Below are 14,706 nucleotides of genomic sequence, written 5' to 3'. Positions count from 1 at the left end.
TCTGTAAGTTGAATAGTTGAAAAGGTTCTTTTAGACTAAATGAAGTCGGTTTGTTGGAAGAATTTATGTTTATCAGCGTATTGGAATTATTCAAAATCGGCATAGGCCCTTCAAGCTCTCATACCGTCGGCCCAATGGCTGCTGCCAATCAGTTTTTGTCTGAAGCATCAAATTATTTATCCGAAAAAGACCTACCTGAAAACAGTTTTATACGCTGTACTTTAAAAGGGTCTTTGGCTTTTACCGGTAAAGGACATGCAACTGACCGAGCGGTCGCTTTAGGGTTACACGGTTACAAACCTTATGCGTTAACGGGCATCAACCTAAATAAACTGCATGACGAACTAAGATCAAAAAGTTCTATCGAATTAACCGAGGGTAGAGCAATTCACTTCTCCCCCAAAGAGAATATTATTTTCGATTTCGGCGACCCTTTACCTGAACATCCTAATGGGATGATTTTTGAAGTTGTCACTTCAGATGGCAAGTTACTCTTTAGCGAAACCTATTTCTCTATTGGCGGCGGTTTTATCAGCACCGCTTCAGACATCAATAAGCTCACTGCTCCACTCAAAATAGGAACACGAGCTTCTTGTCCCTACCCTTTTGATTCCGCAAAAACCATGCTTTCTATGGCTGAAGAAAGTGGCTTAACCATCGCACAGATGAAACGTGAAAATGAACTCGCACATATGAATGAAAGTGAATTAAACGAGGGCTTAGACAAGGTTTGGAAAAGTATGTGTCACTGCACGGTTTCAGGCCTGAATGCTCAAGGAATTTTACCGGGCGGCTTGAATGTACAACGACGCGCCAAACATCTTTTTGAGCAACTTGTTGAAGCCCCGCATGACGCAAATCTAAACGACTGGCTTTGTGCCTATGCCATGGCGGTGAATGAAGAAAATGCCGATGGTCACATGGTCGTGACTGCGCCGACAAATGGCGCGGCAGGCGTTATTCCTGCGGTCATTTATTACTATACAAAACATGAAAATGGCTCTCTTGAGCAAGTGCGAGAGTTCTTACTCACTGCCAGTGCTATTGGTGGATTGATTAAACATCTCAGCTCGATTTCCGGTGCAGAAGTTGGATGCCAGGGTGAGGTTGGTTCTGCTTCAGCAATGGCTGCCGCGGGACTTTGTGCAGTAAAAGGAGGCACGCCAGAGCAGATTGAAAATGCTGCCGAAATTGCTTTGGAACACCATCTAGGAATGACGTGCGATCCAGTTAAAGGGTTGGTACAAGTACCCTGTATTGAGCGTAATGGATTTGGCGCTATCAAAGCTTACGCCGCAGCCTCTTTAGCATTGCGTGGTGGCGGACAACATATTATGCATCTGGATAACTGTATTTCTGCAATGAAACAAACCGGATTGGAAATGTCTCACAAATACAAAGAAACCTCACTAGGTGGTTTAGCCGTAAGCATTACAGAATGCTAAACACTTACGCTTGCCCATTCGCTCATTAACAAAGTAAAGCACTAGGCTCTAGAAATAAACTTGCCTGTTAGCGTGCTGACTTTAACTTTTTCATTGGGTTCAATGAATTCAGGTACTTGAATTTCATAACCTGTCGATAATACTGCAGGCTTAGTTCTGCCCGCTCCACTCGCTTTACTACCAGGATTGGTTTCAGTGACTTCCAAATCAACATTCGTTGGCAGTTCAATGCTTAATATTTGGTCTTCATACAATAGTGCCGTAATACCCGTCAAACCTTCGGTTAGATATCTTTTCTCTTCTTCCAAAACATCTCCATCCAATAAATATTGGCTGAAGTCTTCATTATTCATGAATACATAGCTATCGCCGTCGATATACGAAAACATTACTGAAACTTTAGCGGTATCCACTTCTTTAAGCATATCTTCGCCCTTAAAAGTTTCATCCACTTTTTGGCCAGTTCTTAAGTTATAGAAACGTACCTTGTACATAGTGGAAGCACCACGAGAAGAAGGGTTACGGACATCGTAAGTCTTTACAATATGCGGAGCACCATCAATTTCGACAACACTGCCCTTCTTAAGTTCACTAATTTTAGGCATGACCTTGAATCCTTTATATTTGGAATAACGGCTTAAAATAAATTTGCGCTATTTTCAGCAGTTTCATGGGGTAAAGCAAGTGATACATTAATAAAAATGCTTTAAAACAATTTGTTCTCAAGTCCATCCCGATTAGAATAGCCAACATTTCCAACCCAATTTTTCTGGTTACTTATGACTCGATTCTTATTGATTCAGACAACAATTTTGACTCTGCTATCTATTACAGCTTTCGCTGCCAACGCCATCATTTGTCGCTGGGCTTTGAGTGATGGTTTCATTGATCCCGTTAGCTTCACCAGTCTACGATTAGGTTCAGGGGCGGTCATGTTGTTTATCGTCATGAGTTGGTTTGCTTGGCGAAAAAAACATTTATCCGCGGTGGATGCATCGAATGACCCCATATCAAAAGGCAGCTGGAAAGCGGCACTCATGCTATTTTTCTATGCCATTACCTTTTCATTTAGCTATGTCACTATTAGCACTGCGACAGGCTCTTTGATCCTTGCCGTTATCGTTCAACTTACGATGCTAGGCTATGCAGTACGCGCTGGAGACAAACTCCACAAAGCCGAGTGGATTGGTGTCGCCTTGGCTCTCGCGGGATTGGCTTACTTGATGTACCCGAAACTCACTACGCCTTCTTGGTGGGGATTGGTGATGGTGTTTATTTCCGCCTATAGCTGGGCGTTGTATAGCTTGAATGGCCGCAAGTCTAAAAACCCTATGTTTGACACGGCTTATAATTTCTATCGTACCCTGCCGATGATTGCCATTGCCAGCTTGCTGGCAATGCTGTTTGAAGACCATATTCACCTAACAGAATACGGCGTACTCTTAGCAGTCATTTCCGGTGCAGTCACTTCAGGTTTAGGCTATATACTTTGGTACACCGCTTTACCGCATCTTTCATCCAGCCTAGCTTCCGGCTCACAATTATTAATGCCTTTAATCGCCGCCTTCGGTGCAGCCTGGTTGATTGCTGAACCTTTGACCTTACGTTTCTGGCTGGCTGCAATACTGATGTTGGGTGGTTTAGCGTTGGTGCTGATAGGAAGAAACCAACACCGAAAAGCATCATTAAAATCCGTCTCACCCTCTTAAAGCTTGCTCTTCTAGTGTACGTATTATCACCACCTATCACTATCAGCTCGTCTCTATCAAATATTCAGCCATGAACAAAGCCTACTAAGACATTGGCTTATCAATTATTACCTCAACGACATAATTAGATATTATTTGATAATATTAACTCTATGGACTATGGTGAATAGAGTTCAGCATATATGATGAATAAAATCCCCCCTACATTCATGAGGCATTCTCAATGAGCAAGCCGATAGATTTCAAGGGCATAAACCCTCTTCATTACTGGGTTTCTGCACTAGATTCCGTTACAGACCCCATTATCATCTACGATAATGATTTCCATATTCTTCTATGTAATAAGGCTTACCAACAACTCGCGAAACTAAAGTTTAAGGAAATTATCGGAAAACGTTATTTTGAAGTTTTTCCTAAACTTGATGAACCACTTCACGCTTACACTGCGTCACTGAAAACACTTACACCCAAAGAACAAGAAATACACATAGATGACAAATGTTTTCGTTCACGCGCCTACATAACTCATGATGAAGAAAGAACGACCTCATACATAGTAAATATTCTTGAGGACATTACCGATCATAAGCAAACCCAAGAACACTTAAAACTATTCCGTAAGCTACTCGACCATTCGGGTGATGCCATTGAAGTGCTTGACCCTTCAAACATGGCATTTTTGGATGTCAATGAAACCAGTTGCGTCCAACTCGGCTATTCTCGTGAAGAGTTGCTTTCAATGAGCATTTTTGATGTTGATCCAATGACCATACAAAACTCTGGCGAATACAAGCAACTCATAGCTCAAGTTAAACAAACTGGGAACATCCATTTCGAGTCCCACCATCAACGTAAAGACGGCTCCACCTTTCCGGTCGAGGTCAGTTTGTCACTGGTCAATCTTGAAAAACCCTATTTCATATCAATTGCGAGAGACATTACAGAACGGAAAGAGGCAGAGGAACGCACCGGCATCCTACGAATGCTGTTGGATCACTCAAATGATGCCATTGAAGTGATTGATCCTTCAACACTTCGTATTTTAGACGTCAATGAAGCCGAATGTAGTTCGCTAGGCTATAGTCGAGAAGAATTGCTCAATATGAAAGCCTTTGATATTGACGCTGAGTACAACAAAGCATCTGCAAATTCCATCAAAGAAATGACTAAAAAATCGGGCGGTATAACTATTGAAAGTGTCCATCGCCGTAAAGACGGGACTGAGTTTCCGGTGGAAATCAGTACCTCCTACATTGAATTAGGCCAACCCTATATCTTTGGTATCGTCAGAGATATTACGGATCGAAAGCAATCCGAAAATGCACTGAAACGGGCTAATCGTGCACTTCAAACCCTATCTTCAGTCAATATAGCCCTGATTCAAGCGAAAAATGAAGATACATTCTTAAAGACCGTAACCGATATTATCGTGGCTACAGGTGGATATAGTATGGCGATGGTTTGTTATGCTGAAGACAATGCAGAAAAGTCTCTCACACCGAAGGCCTGGTCCGGAGAAAAAAATAGTTATTTTTGGGAAGGCCACCCTAGTTGGGAAGATAACGAACAAGGCCAGCTCCCTATTTCACAAGCGATTCGTGATGGTAAAACCTCCATTCGTCGAAACATCGCTACTGAATCAAAATACGAACCTTGGCGAGAAGCAGCTTTAGCACGTGGTTACGTATCAAATATAGCACTACCACTGTGTAATGAAGATAACATTTTAGGGGCTTTAAGCATTTACACCTCAACCTCTAACGTTTTTGATAAAGATGAAGTGACATTATTGGAAGAATTAACCGGTGATTTAGCTTATGGCATCATTACCTTGAGAGCTAGAGAAGAACGTGAACAACAAGCCCTATTATTGAAAAAAAGTTTGGAACAAACAATACAAGCTATTGCCACTACTGTAGAGATACGTGATCCTTATACTGCGGGTCATCAAAGACGTGTTAGTGAACTGTCTGTGGCAATCGCCCAGAAAATGGGGTTGCCGCCAGATCAAACTCAAGGAATTGAGTTTGCTGCAATCATTCATGATCTTGGAAAAATTCAAATTCCGGCAGAAATTCTATCAAAGCCAGGAAAACTCACCGAAATTGAATACCAACTTGTGCAAAACCATGCACAAGCTGGCCATGATATTGTAAAAGATATCGATTTCCCTTGGCCTATTGCGGAGATCATCCTACAACATCATGAAAGGATCGACGGTTCAGGTTATCCACAAGGGCTAAAAGGAGATCAAATACTACTCGAATCGAAAATCATTGCAGTCGCAGATGTCGTTGATGCCATATCTTCTCACCGCCCCTATCGCGCGGCACTAGGAATTGAACTTGCACTAGAAGAAATCCAACAAGGGAAAGGTAGATTTTACGATGCTGACGTCGTAGAGGCTTGTTTAGAATTATTCGCCAACAATGAGTTCACCATATCGGACTGAATCTTATAGTATCCCCACTTAAAATCTACTAGGCGAGAGAGGTATCATTCCAATCTTGATAACGTCGTTGCCACTTAGCTTTTTGACGTGCTTTATACCATTCGTGATTGAGCAATAACAAGATTGGGAAAGGAATCAATAACCATAAGTCTTCCAATGGAACGGTCGCAGTATTGAACACAGTTTGCACAGCCGGCACATAAAGTATCAATGCGATAAACACAGCCTCCATTGCCACCCCGAACCAAATCATCTTATTGGTACGTGTCAGATTCCACATAGAGTCTTCCCAAGAGCGTAGCGTGAACACGTTCGCCATCTGACAGGTAATTGCCCCTAACAGCGTCATGGTCATCGCCTGACGATGAAATTCGTTATCGATACTCAAATCGCCATAAGTCCAGCCGTTGAGAAATAGAAACCCAAGGAATGCGAACATGGCTGCCGAACCTTCAAACACCCCTGACATGAAATAACCGCGTTTAAAGACTTCCCAATCCAGAATTTTCTCGTTACGCCCAATTGGCGGACGCTGCATAATGTGTTTTTCCGGCTTTTCCGCCCCTAGCCCCAAACCTGGTAACTGATCCGTACCCAAGTCGATTAATAGAATTTGAATCACCGATAATGGCATTGGAATCTTGAGGAAAAACTGCAATACGTAAGGCACGATTTCCGGCACGTTGGAGCTGAGAATATAAGTGGTGAGCTTTTTGATATTGAAATAGACTGTGCGCCCTTCTTCCACTGCGGAAACGATGGATTTGAAATTATCATCTAGCAGAATCATATCGCCAGCCTCTTTCGCTACATCCGTTCCTGAGCCCATTGCAATACCGATGTCGGCTTGTTTGAGCGCAGGAGAATCATTAACCCCATCTCCAGTCATGGCAACCACTTCACCATTTGCTTGAAGTAGCTCGGCAATACGCAGCTTTTGCGCTGACGCCATACGCGCAAACAACAAGTGTTTATCCAACAGTTTTTGTTGCAACGCTTTATTCGACAAATGCTCTAGCTCAGGCCCCGTAATGACTTCATCCACCTTCAAACCGATTCGGCCCGCTATGGCACTGGCGGTAACAGGGTTATCACCAGTAATCATCATAATACGGATTCTGGCGGAGTAGCATTGGGCTATCGCTTCTTTTACCCCTATACGAGGTGGGTCAATAATACCGACTAGGCCTAAGAATATAAGGTCTTCTTCGCCATCCCCAGATTTCATCGCTATTGCCAATACACGATAGGATTGCTCAGCTAACAGGTTGTTTTTCGCATGGATACGATCAATGGTTTCTTGCGTTAACGGAATCACCTCACCATCTTGCTCATACTGACACAAGGGCAAAACATTCTCTACTGCACCTTTCACAAACAGCTGCTGTTCACCGTTGTTATCAACCAAGGTGGACATCATTTTTCGGTCGGACGAAAAAGCATATTCCTTAACTTTTTCTATCTCAGGCAGCTCGACTACTTTTGTAGCGGCTACAACCAATGCCAATTCGGTTGGGTCTCCAATGGCACTGTGTTGTGCAACATTGACAGAAGCATGCGTATTAATAGCTGCTGCGGTAAGCAATTGTTGAAGATGTTGCTCGCAGTCTGTTGAAGCTCTATTCTCAAATGTAATTTCACCCGGCTGGAAATAACCGTTACCCGATACGGATACTTCACTTCCATCTGCCAAATAGATGGTTTTTACTGTCATCTCATTTTGTGTCAGCGTACCGGTTTTGTCGGTACAAATAACCGTTGCAGAACCCAGTGTTTCTACTGAGTTGAGGTTTTTGATCAATGCATGACGTTTTGCCATGCGCTGCGATGCGAGTGATAGTGATAGCGTAATCGTCGGCAACAACCCTTCCGGTACGTTCGCAACAATCAAAGATAAGGCGAAAATGGCGGAAATCAATAGCCCTCTATCCGAAAACCAACCCAAAACAAAGAACACGACACCCGCAGCCAAAGCCAATAGAGTCAAAATAGTGGTCATGTGTTTGATTTCTTTTTCGATAGGCGTGACGGTAATAGCAACTTCTGCCGTCATACGAGCAATTTTACCGAACTCAGTTGCATCACCAGTGGCAGTAACCACCGCCAAACCATTCCCATTACTGACAGATGAACCGGCAAACACCATGTTTTTAGCTTCAAGTTCGCGTTTGGCATCACCCGCTTCTATTGTGCGTTCAGAAGGAGTGGATTCACCATTTAATACAGACAGGTTTAAATAAAGGTCATTTGCATCAAGTAAAATGGCATCGGCAGCAACCTTCTCCCCTTCTTCTAAACGCAAAATATCACCGGGTACCACTTCTACCGCATCAATGACTTGCCATTCACCATCGCGCAGAACATTGGCTTCAGATTTAATTAATTTGAGTAAGGCTTCCATTGCCTTATCTGCCTTAAATTTTTGCCAGAAAGTAAAAGTGGCATTTAGAAAAACGGCTGTAAAAATCGCATAGGCTAGAATGCTATTGCCTTCACCAGGCTGAAAATGGTCTGCTACCAGTGCCAATACACCAGCTATTTCAAGCAAGATTGGAAAAAAAGAAATGTATTCTTTCAAATACTCGATTCGATAGTCTTTTTTCTTTTTTTGACTGATCTGATTCAAACCAAAAGACTGGAGGCGTCTTGATACTTCGGTTTTATCTAACCCTGATTCGCTGGTTTGTAACGTTTTGAGGATTTGTTCTTTTGTTTGTTGAAATAGCATTGCGTCTAAGCTCCTCAGCTTTATATCATCCAAGGATAAAACAAAATACTATTGGTACTGGATTCATCCGTGACCTCATCCAACAGTTTTTTTGAATAGTCCGACGCGTTGTAAACAGCCAAGTCGAAATCATTTTCCACTAAATAATTATTAATGCGCTCCGTACTCATCGGCTGTAAAACTTGTACAACATCAACATCTTGATTCAACATATTGGCGATTTGCATAAAGGGCGCTGATTCATATTTAAAACCAGATTTTGTTGAAGCATGCTTTGCTGAATGACTGTTTTGCAGATAAAGCTTTCCACTGGCTTCGTTACCGATGAGCAGCCCCAGCCATAACAAATACGCATGAGGGTTGATATGCACACCTGAAACCAATAATGAACGACGATAAGACCGGACTTGAGATACGTTTTTGACTTTTACGACAGCAATATCAGTTTCCAAACCAGCCTTAACAATGGTGTCACTGAACGAATGTGAATTGGAGAGTTTTCGAGTCGCGCAAAATAAGGTATCAATAGAATAAAGTTTGGCGTAATGTTGCAACTGAGAAAGCACGCCGCCTTCTAAGATAACCGCTTCTGTTTCGACATCATGGGCTTCTGCAATTTCTTGAAGGGTGGCAATAGATGATTCCAACCGTTCAAGCGATTCTTTACCATTGTCTATAAACAAAAAGCTCAATGGCAGCTTAACTGATTTGGCGTAGGCAATAGCATAAAAGCTGGCAGCTTCCGACAATAAAGACCCGTTAACCAAGGAAACCACGCGCATAGCTTTCTCCTACTAAAAAGCACTTACCATCATCTTAATAGATAAACTGAACCCAGCACAATAAATTGTACGACTTTTTTATTAAAATCTACCAGGCTGGGTCAGGCTCGCGTTGCTATCTCATATCTGTTTTTGAGTTATCTATATTACTCAACCAGATAATCCATCAAGTTGATATAGAGTTTTTCGAGCACAAGAATGTTGTACTCCGTTGCCTCGCGATTACACTCGGGATAGTTTAACGCTTGTTTGTTCAAGTGCCATAGGCGCTTACAAGTTTGAATGGTGGTTGCAAGCTCATAATGAGTAGGGTTACCTACCTCTGCCCAGTCACCGGGCATCATATTCACTTCTCTAGGCTTAAAAGCCACAACTTTATTAGACTTGCTGTCATTGTGTGCAACTTCACGCTTTGTTGGTGCAGTGTTGCGCTTATAAACAGGTTTTAACCTGGTGTCAGGTTTTCTTGCGTATGGCATAGTTATCTCCTTGAATTGACGAACAAAATCGACAAAAAGAGATTCAATATCAGGCTTCCCCCGAAAAAACCAACCGAATCTGCTACTAAATTACCACAGCATTTAATGTTCCAATATTTGAATTATCTATTTCTCTGATAGTTAAACATCTATTAGATTTTGGTAAACGGGCTTGGTTTTTAATGCTTTCTCACTTACACTTTTGAAACAATGAATTTAATCCACAAGGGTAGATAAATGGATATCTGGACAAAGCTTTTTCTTTATGGTGGTGCCGCAATCGGTGCGGTAATGCTGATGGTGGCAATCATGATGTTGGGACATGCCGAAAACGGTGTGCTCACAGCAGAGAGTTTGAAACCCATGGCAGGACAACTTCAATCTTTCTACGCTGTCTTTAAATGGTTTGTCTATCTTTGGATGATTTCAGCCTTGGTATTATTTGTCCGTTTTGTTAAAGGGTTTTTCTCGCGCTAAACACCTGTTAAAGACTGGTATAATGCGGCTTAAAATTACTAGACACTAAACTACATTTCAGGACAACAACATGCAAATCCAATGGTATCCAGGTCACATGCACAAAGCGCAAAAAGAAGTGCGCGAAATCCTGCCCCAAGTGGATTTAATTATAGAAGTCCTGGATGCACGCATTCCCTACAGCAGCGAAAACCCAATGATTGCCGAACTACGCGGTGATAAACCTACGATCAAAATTTTTAACAAGTCAGATTTGGCAGATGAAGAAAAAACGCAGCTCTGGCAAGACTATTTTGAACAACACAAAAACATCAAAACATTGGCATTAAACTCTCAACAGGGTGATCGAAAAACGCAGATTTTCGACCTTATTCATAGAATGTTCCCACGAGAAGAAAACTCTATTAAGGTAATTCATGCATTGATCTTAGGGATTCCGAATGTTGGGAAATCAACATTGATTAACTCCCTTGCCAATCGCCCTATTGCCAAAACAGGCAATGAACCTGCTGTCACCAAAATGCTGCAACGTATTAAGCTTGAAGACAATATCACACTGTTCGATACCCCCGGTATGCTTTGGGCAAACATTGAAAATATACATTCCGGTTACCGGCTTGCCATTACTGGCGGTATCAAAGAAACAGCTTTTGAACTGCCTGATGTTGCTAGCTATGCCGCCGAATACTTGCTCAAGCACTACCCTGAAAGGTTGATGGAACGCTATCAACTCAAAGAACTGCCATCATTGGACAACCCTTATGCGGATGTTGAACTATTGGAGGGCATTGGTCGCCTACGAGGCTGTTTAGTGGGCGGCGGTCGTGTTGATATGGACAAGGTTTCTCGTATTTTGATTACTGAAATCCGTGATGGAAGCCTAGGAAATCTTACTTTTGAAATGCCTAGCATGATGGAAGCAGAGCTTAAAGAAGTCGAAATTCTGCGCGCTGAAAAAGAAGCCAAAAAACTGGCTCGCGAAGAAGCCAAAAGACAAAAAAAGAACAAGCGTAATCGTAATCGCTAAAACAATTAAGAGCTTATCCTATGCTGAGTTATCTCCACTCTTTTCACGCCGGCAATTTTGCCGATGTACTGAAACACATGATTTGTGTTCATACCTTGGGTTACATGACTCAAAAAGACAAACCTATTTTTTATTTAGACACTCACTCCGGTGCAGGCGCGTTTCAACTCGACAATAGTGAAGCACAAAAAAACCGCGAATATGAGAATGGGATCGGTAAACTCTGGTCTCTTAATAAGGCCGAGCTACCTGATTCAGTTCAGATTTATTTAGATGTAGTATCTGACTTCAATCCAGGTGAAGATTTAACACACTACCCTGGTTCGCCTTGGTTTGCTGAGCACTTACTGCGGGATCATGACAGGTTATCTTTGTTTGAACTGCATCCACGCGAATACAAAACACTTTGCCATAACTTCAAACAAAATCGTCGCCTTCATATTTCGAACTCAAACGGCTTCCAAGCCTGTTTGAGTCAACTACCACCAAAAGAAAAACGTGGTTTTATCCTGATGGATCCGCCTTATGAGGTCAAAGATGATTACAAGCTGGTGGTTGAGAGTATTGTCAAAGCACACAAGAAGTTCGCAACCGGCACTTATGCACTCTGGTATCCGGTGGTGGAACGCCAACGCATCACTCAACTTGAAAAAGCCTTTATCAAAAGCGGTATTAGCAATATTCAATTGTTTGAATTAGGCTTAATGCCTGACAATGGTGCGCGAGGCATGACATCCAGTGGTATGCTGGTCATTAACCCACCTTGGACGCTTTATGCTGCTATGGAAAAGGCCTTGCCGTTCTTAGCGAAAACACTGGCAGGCAATGAAGGCGTTTATAGAATTAAACAATTGGTTGCAGAGTAATCAATCCGATTGGCTTGGTAAAAGTTAGTGATTCTCTTTTGAGGAATTCTCTGACAGCATATATTCATCCGCCAGTTTAATTGCTTCCTCCGCACTCAAACCTTGGTGCATAAAGTCATAGGCAATTTGCTGCCCCTCTGTCAGAAAACGGGTTTCAAAATCTGAAATTAAAGTTTTCCATGCTAAACGATGTTGTTCTTTATTTGGCGTATGTGCTAACAATTTTGCCAGTGTGGCAAAAGCGATGGTGCTTTCATTCATTTGTCCGAGGTGACTTTTAAAAGCATCAAACTCTTTTTGTAAATCGGCAAGTTTAACGTCTGCTCTGGCATCAACACGCATAATAGACTCTACATCAACAATAAAGCGTTCAATTTCATGCTGATTACGTTCGGATTGAGAGACTGCTAGATTTAATGCCAGGCTGGCCTCTTGGAAGTCAGCTTCATCTTTGGACAGTTCAGAACCATCTTCAACAAAGTTGAACTCAGATAACTTTGAGGTTTGCATAGATACAATTGCGGTTTGCGCATCGGTCATCACCAAACGATGGTGCGCCAATAACTGACCACTTGTTACTTTAGAAATGTGACAACCGCAGATAAACTTGCCCTTTTCTTCTTCCGTTCCTTCTTCGAAGGGATGCAGGTGAACAACTTCAACCCCTTCTAGGCAATAAACTTCATCTGTTTGGGTATTTTTAACTCTTAAACTGATTTCCTGCTCAGGTAAAAACCAATCACTTGAGTCCACCAAAAAACCGACGCCCGTCAGGTTGACATCAAAGCCTTCAAACGGTTGTTCAAAGTCAGTGTCTTCATGATCTGTTACTAAAAAGGGACGAGAAAAACGATGTGACTGTCTTTGCTCTAAATCCATTTGAATCATGGGCGTACCCTGCTTAAGTTTAAAGAGTGTTACTCAATGCCAAAGTTACAAATCGCGGTGAACCACTTTATCATAACCCAACGCTTCGCAATCAGCTTGCGGCATCCAGCCAAGGCAACTTCTCACTCTTAAAGATTGATAGTTACGCCAAATCGGCATGATGGTCAAAATACCCCAACAAATTTCATACCAATGCCAACCGATTGCGGAAGGTTGTTGTGCCCACCAAAGGTTATTTACACCAAAATGTTTGGTTTTGAAAATCAAGTGAATGGCTAAGCGCCAGTACTTCAATCCAAATGTCAGTTGTGCTTTGTTCATAAAAATCTGTTCAACTATTTGCTATTTTTTTGTTTACCTGAATACATGCTGTCGTACTTTTCCATAAAGGATTCCAACATATTTTGATCAACCATACCTGTTCTAGCGGCAACCAAATCTCCTGTTGGGGTAACCATATAAGTCGTTGGCAGACCTTTCAATGGACCAAAAACGGTAGACCGACCATTTGCGCCGCCTTTCTCACGAACAATCGGATAAGACACCATTTGTTGGCGTGCAAAGTCCTTCACGTGTTTAACATCACCCGTTTCATAGTTTACACCTAGAACAACAGCGTCTTTATCTTTGTGCTTTTCATAAAACATTTCAAGCTCTGGTATTTCCATTCTACACGGTGGACACCAAGTCGCCCAATAGTTGACAATGACCCACTTCCCTTTGAAGTCCGATAATTTAACGTTTTTGCCATCTAGAGTGACAAACACAGGATCATCACTTGAATCCGCTGCAACTGCATTCGTTTGCAGCACAAACATCACGACTAAAGCCAACAACAAAAAAGCCAAGATTTTTTTCGAAGATTCTAACGGGGATTTCAATGATCCAACCGAAACCTGATCAAGCATTACCATTCCTTTTGAATTTAATTTTTAATTTAAAACTGATTATTTTCGATATTTTAACTCAGACAACCAATCAACTCTTGAATAAAGTCTGACCTTAGCGTCTTTACATGAAACAGATACTTGACGCTTGATTAGTCGAATTTAGGCATCAAAATTTGTTTGGCAAAAGGCAAGGTAACACGCCTTTTTTGTACTATTGATGCTTCGGCTAGCAAGCCTAAAACAGCAAGCAGTTCCTGTAAGTTATTTGAGTACTGCTTGATAAGATAATTACAAACATCCAGAGACAAATGAAACCCCAACATTTCGGCATGTTTCTGTAATGCCTGAACTAAAACCTTTTCACTCTTGATTCGTTCTAGTGGAATCGGCAAAACATTGACCATCGCCGAAGCCAATTCTTTTGTAACCAGCTTCCATTCATGCATCGGCTGACTGGCAGCAAGAAAAACAGCATGTCCCATATTTTTGGATTTCATTAATAAGTTAGCTAATGCTTTTTCCCAGTCTTCTTGACCAATCACCAAGTCAATATCGTCAACACAGACTAAATCAACCTGCTCCATCCCCTCTAGAACCATAGGAATGAAAGGCAAAGTTACATCACCTAATGGTAAATAAACACCTGCACCAGTAGATTGTGGATTTGATTGAGAGGCAACGTCTGATTGTGATTCCAATTGAAAGCGACAAGCTGCTTGCAATAAATGCGTCTTACCCGAACCAAAATCACCAATAAAACAACAAGCTTTTGTTGATAAAAGCGTCTGATTCCCTTTTGACAGCTCTGTGTTCGTTTGGCCTTTTAAGGCCAACTGTAAAGCATCTAGCGTTTGCTTTAACGCATCACTTTCACAAGCATAAGTGGAAAAGCGCGCTTCATCTTTTAGGCCGATTTTTAAAGGCAATTGAGCGTACATCATTGCATTGTTACTCTTAAGAAAA

At 41.9% G+C, this 14,706-nt stretch carries 14 protein-coding genes; 6 read left to right on the top strand and 8 right to left on the bottom strand.

The window, feature by feature from the left end; all coding sequences use genetic code 11:
* Positions 1–65 precede the first annotated feature (65 nt).
* Positions 66–1,445, top strand: coding sequence for an L-serine ammonia-lyase (locus N745_RS0104620; RefSeq protein ID WP_024850965.1), 1,380 nt, complete (start codon positions 66–68; stop codon positions 1,443–1,445).
* Between the two features lie 41 nt (positions 1,446–1,486).
* Here the strand turns inward: N745_RS0104620 and efpL are convergent, their stop codons facing one another.
* The gene (gene efpL, locus N745_RS0104615) at positions 1,487–2,050 is read right to left on the bottom strand and encodes an elongation factor P-like protein EfpL (protein WP_024850964.1); all 564 of its coding nucleotides are present in this window, start codon (positions 2,048–2,050) and stop codon (positions 1,487–1,489) included.
* Between the two features lie 174 nt (positions 2,051–2,224).
* Between efpL and N745_RS0104610 the strand changes: the two genes are divergently transcribed.
* Both N745_RS0104610 and N745_RS11695 read left to right on the top strand, forming a co-directional pair.
* The gene (locus N745_RS0104610; RefSeq protein ID WP_024850963.1) at positions 2,225–3,154 is read left to right on the top strand and encodes a DMT family transporter; all 930 of its coding nucleotides are present in this window, start codon (positions 2,225–2,227) and stop codon (positions 3,152–3,154) included.
* 223 nt (positions 3,155–3,377) lie between these two features.
* On the top strand, positions 3,378–5,606 hold the full coding sequence (locus tag N745_RS11695; protein WP_024850962.1) for a PAS domain S-box protein: 2,229 nt from the start codon (positions 3,378–3,380) through the stop codon (positions 5,604–5,606).
* A gap of 28 nt (positions 5,607–5,634) precedes the next feature.
* Here N745_RS11695 and N745_RS0104600 read toward each other — a convergent pair whose 3' ends face one another.
* From N745_RS0104600 to N745_RS0104590, 3 genes are all read right to left on the bottom strand, one after another.
* Entirely contained in the window at positions 5,635–8,334 is a 2,700-nt protein-coding gene (locus N745_RS0104600) for a cation-translocating P-type ATPase (protein ID WP_024850961.1), read from the bottom strand.
* 20 nt (positions 8,335–8,354) lie between these two features.
* Positions 8,355–9,116 (bottom strand): universal stress protein, encoded by a 762-nt coding sequence (locus N745_RS0104595; protein WP_024850960.1) that lies wholly within the window; start codon positions 9,114–9,116, stop codon positions 8,355–8,357.
* 146 nt (positions 9,117–9,262) lie between these two features.
* Entirely contained in the window at positions 9,263–9,595 is a 333-nt protein-coding gene (locus N745_RS0104590) for a hypothetical protein (RefSeq protein ID WP_024850959.1), read from the bottom strand.
* A gap of 237 nt (positions 9,596–9,832) precedes the next feature.
* Here N745_RS0104590 and N745_RS0104585 point away from each other — a divergent pair, with 237 nt between their 5' ends.
* From N745_RS0104585 to N745_RS0104575, 3 genes are all read left to right on the top strand, one after another.
* Positions 9,833–10,072, top strand: coding sequence for a hypothetical protein (locus N745_RS0104585; protein ID WP_024850958.1), 240 nt, complete (start codon positions 9,833–9,835; stop codon positions 10,070–10,072).
* Between the two features lie 70 nt (positions 10,073–10,142).
* The gene (ylqF, locus tag N745_RS0104580; protein WP_024850957.1) at positions 10,143–11,099 is read left to right on the top strand and encodes a ribosome biogenesis GTPase YlqF; all 957 of its coding nucleotides are present in this window, start codon (positions 10,143–10,145) and stop codon (positions 11,097–11,099) included.
* A gap of 20 nt (positions 11,100–11,119) precedes the next feature.
* Complete coding sequence (locus tag N745_RS0104575; RefSeq protein ID WP_024850956.1) at positions 11,120–11,965, top strand: 23S rRNA (adenine(2030)-N(6))-methyltransferase RlmJ; 846 nt, start codon at positions 11,120–11,122, stop codon at positions 11,963–11,965.
* A 24-nt stretch (positions 11,966–11,989) separates the two neighbouring features.
* On the opposite strand, the gene N745_RS0104570 is transcribed toward N745_RS0104575, so the two are convergent.
* From N745_RS0104570 to N745_RS0104555, 4 genes are all read right to left on the bottom strand, one after another.
* A complete protein-coding gene (locus N745_RS0104570; protein ID WP_024850955.1) occupies positions 11,990–12,853 on the bottom strand; it encodes a hypothetical protein in 864 nt (287 codons plus the stop codon).
* Between the two features lie 45 nt (positions 12,854–12,898).
* Positions 12,899–13,174, bottom strand: coding sequence for a hypothetical protein (locus N745_RS0104565; RefSeq protein WP_024850954.1), 276 nt, complete (start codon positions 13,172–13,174; stop codon positions 12,899–12,901).
* Positions 13,175–13,188: 14 nt separating this feature from the next.
* Positions 13,189–13,761, bottom strand: coding sequence for a TlpA disulfide reductase family protein (locus N745_RS11690; RefSeq protein ID WP_024850953.1), 573 nt, complete (start codon positions 13,759–13,761; stop codon positions 13,189–13,191).
* Positions 13,762–13,892: 131 nt separating this feature from the next.
* The gene (locus N745_RS0104555; protein WP_051453374.1) at positions 13,893–14,684 is read right to left on the bottom strand and encodes an HdaA/DnaA family protein; all 792 of its coding nucleotides are present in this window, start codon (positions 14,682–14,684) and stop codon (positions 13,893–13,895) included.
* Positions 14,685–14,706 lie beyond the last annotated feature (22 nt).

It is taken from the genome of Hydrogenovibrio kuenenii DSM 12350, assembly GCF_000526715.1.
In the GTDB taxonomy this organism is placed as follows: Bacteria; Pseudomonadota; Gammaproteobacteria; order Thiomicrospirales; family Thiomicrospiraceae; genus Hydrogenovibrio; species Hydrogenovibrio kuenenii.
Note: the sequence above shows the minus strand (reverse complement) of the source record. Positions and strands in the feature narration are given on the sequence as shown.

Excerpts from the sequence above, each read along its gene's own strand:
- N745_RS0104620 (WP_024850965.1), top strand. The coding sequence starts at position 66 with ATGTTTATCAGCGTATTGGAATTATTCAAAATCGGCATAGGCCCTTCA.
- efpL (WP_024850964.1), bottom strand. The coding sequence starts at position 2,050 with ATGCCTAAAATTAGTGAACTTAAGAAGGGCAGTGTTGTCGAAATTGAT.
- N745_RS0104610 (WP_024850963.1), top strand. The coding sequence starts at position 2,225 with ATGACTCGATTCTTATTGATTCAGACAACAATTTTGACTCTGCTATCT.
- N745_RS11695 (WP_024850962.1), top strand. The coding sequence starts at position 3,378 with ATGAGCAAGCCGATAGATTTCAAGGGCATAAACCCTCTTCATTACTGG.
- N745_RS0104600 (WP_024850961.1), bottom strand. The coding sequence starts at position 8,334 with ATGCTATTTCAACAAACAAAAGAACAAATCCTCAAAACGTTACAAACC.
- N745_RS0104595 (WP_024850960.1), bottom strand. The coding sequence starts at position 9,116 with ATGCGCGTGGTTTCCTTGGTTAACGGGTCTTTATTGTCGGAAGCTGCC.
- N745_RS0104590 (WP_024850959.1), bottom strand. The coding sequence starts at position 9,595 with ATGCCATACGCAAGAAAACCTGACACCAGGTTAAAACCTGTTTATAAG.
- N745_RS0104585 (WP_024850958.1), top strand. The coding sequence starts at position 9,833 with ATGGATATCTGGACAAAGCTTTTTCTTTATGGTGGTGCCGCAATCGGT.
- ylqF (WP_024850957.1), top strand. The coding sequence starts at position 10,143 with ATGCAAATCCAATGGTATCCAGGTCACATGCACAAAGCGCAAAAAGAA.
- N745_RS0104575 (WP_024850956.1), top strand. The coding sequence starts at position 11,120 with ATGCTGAGTTATCTCCACTCTTTTCACGCCGGCAATTTTGCCGATGTA.
- N745_RS0104570 (WP_024850955.1), bottom strand. The coding sequence starts at position 12,853 with ATGATTCAAATGGATTTAGAGCAAAGACAGTCACATCGTTTTTCTCGT.
- N745_RS0104565 (WP_024850954.1), bottom strand. The coding sequence starts at position 13,174 with ATGAACAAAGCACAACTGACATTTGGATTGAAGTACTGGCGCTTAGCC.
- N745_RS11690 (WP_024850953.1), bottom strand. The coding sequence starts at position 13,761 with ATGCTTGATCAGGTTTCGGTTGGATCATTGAAATCCCCGTTAGAATCT.
- N745_RS0104555 (WP_051453374.1), bottom strand. The coding sequence starts at position 14,684 with ATGATGTACGCTCAATTGCCTTTAAAAATCGGCCTAAAAGATGAAGCG.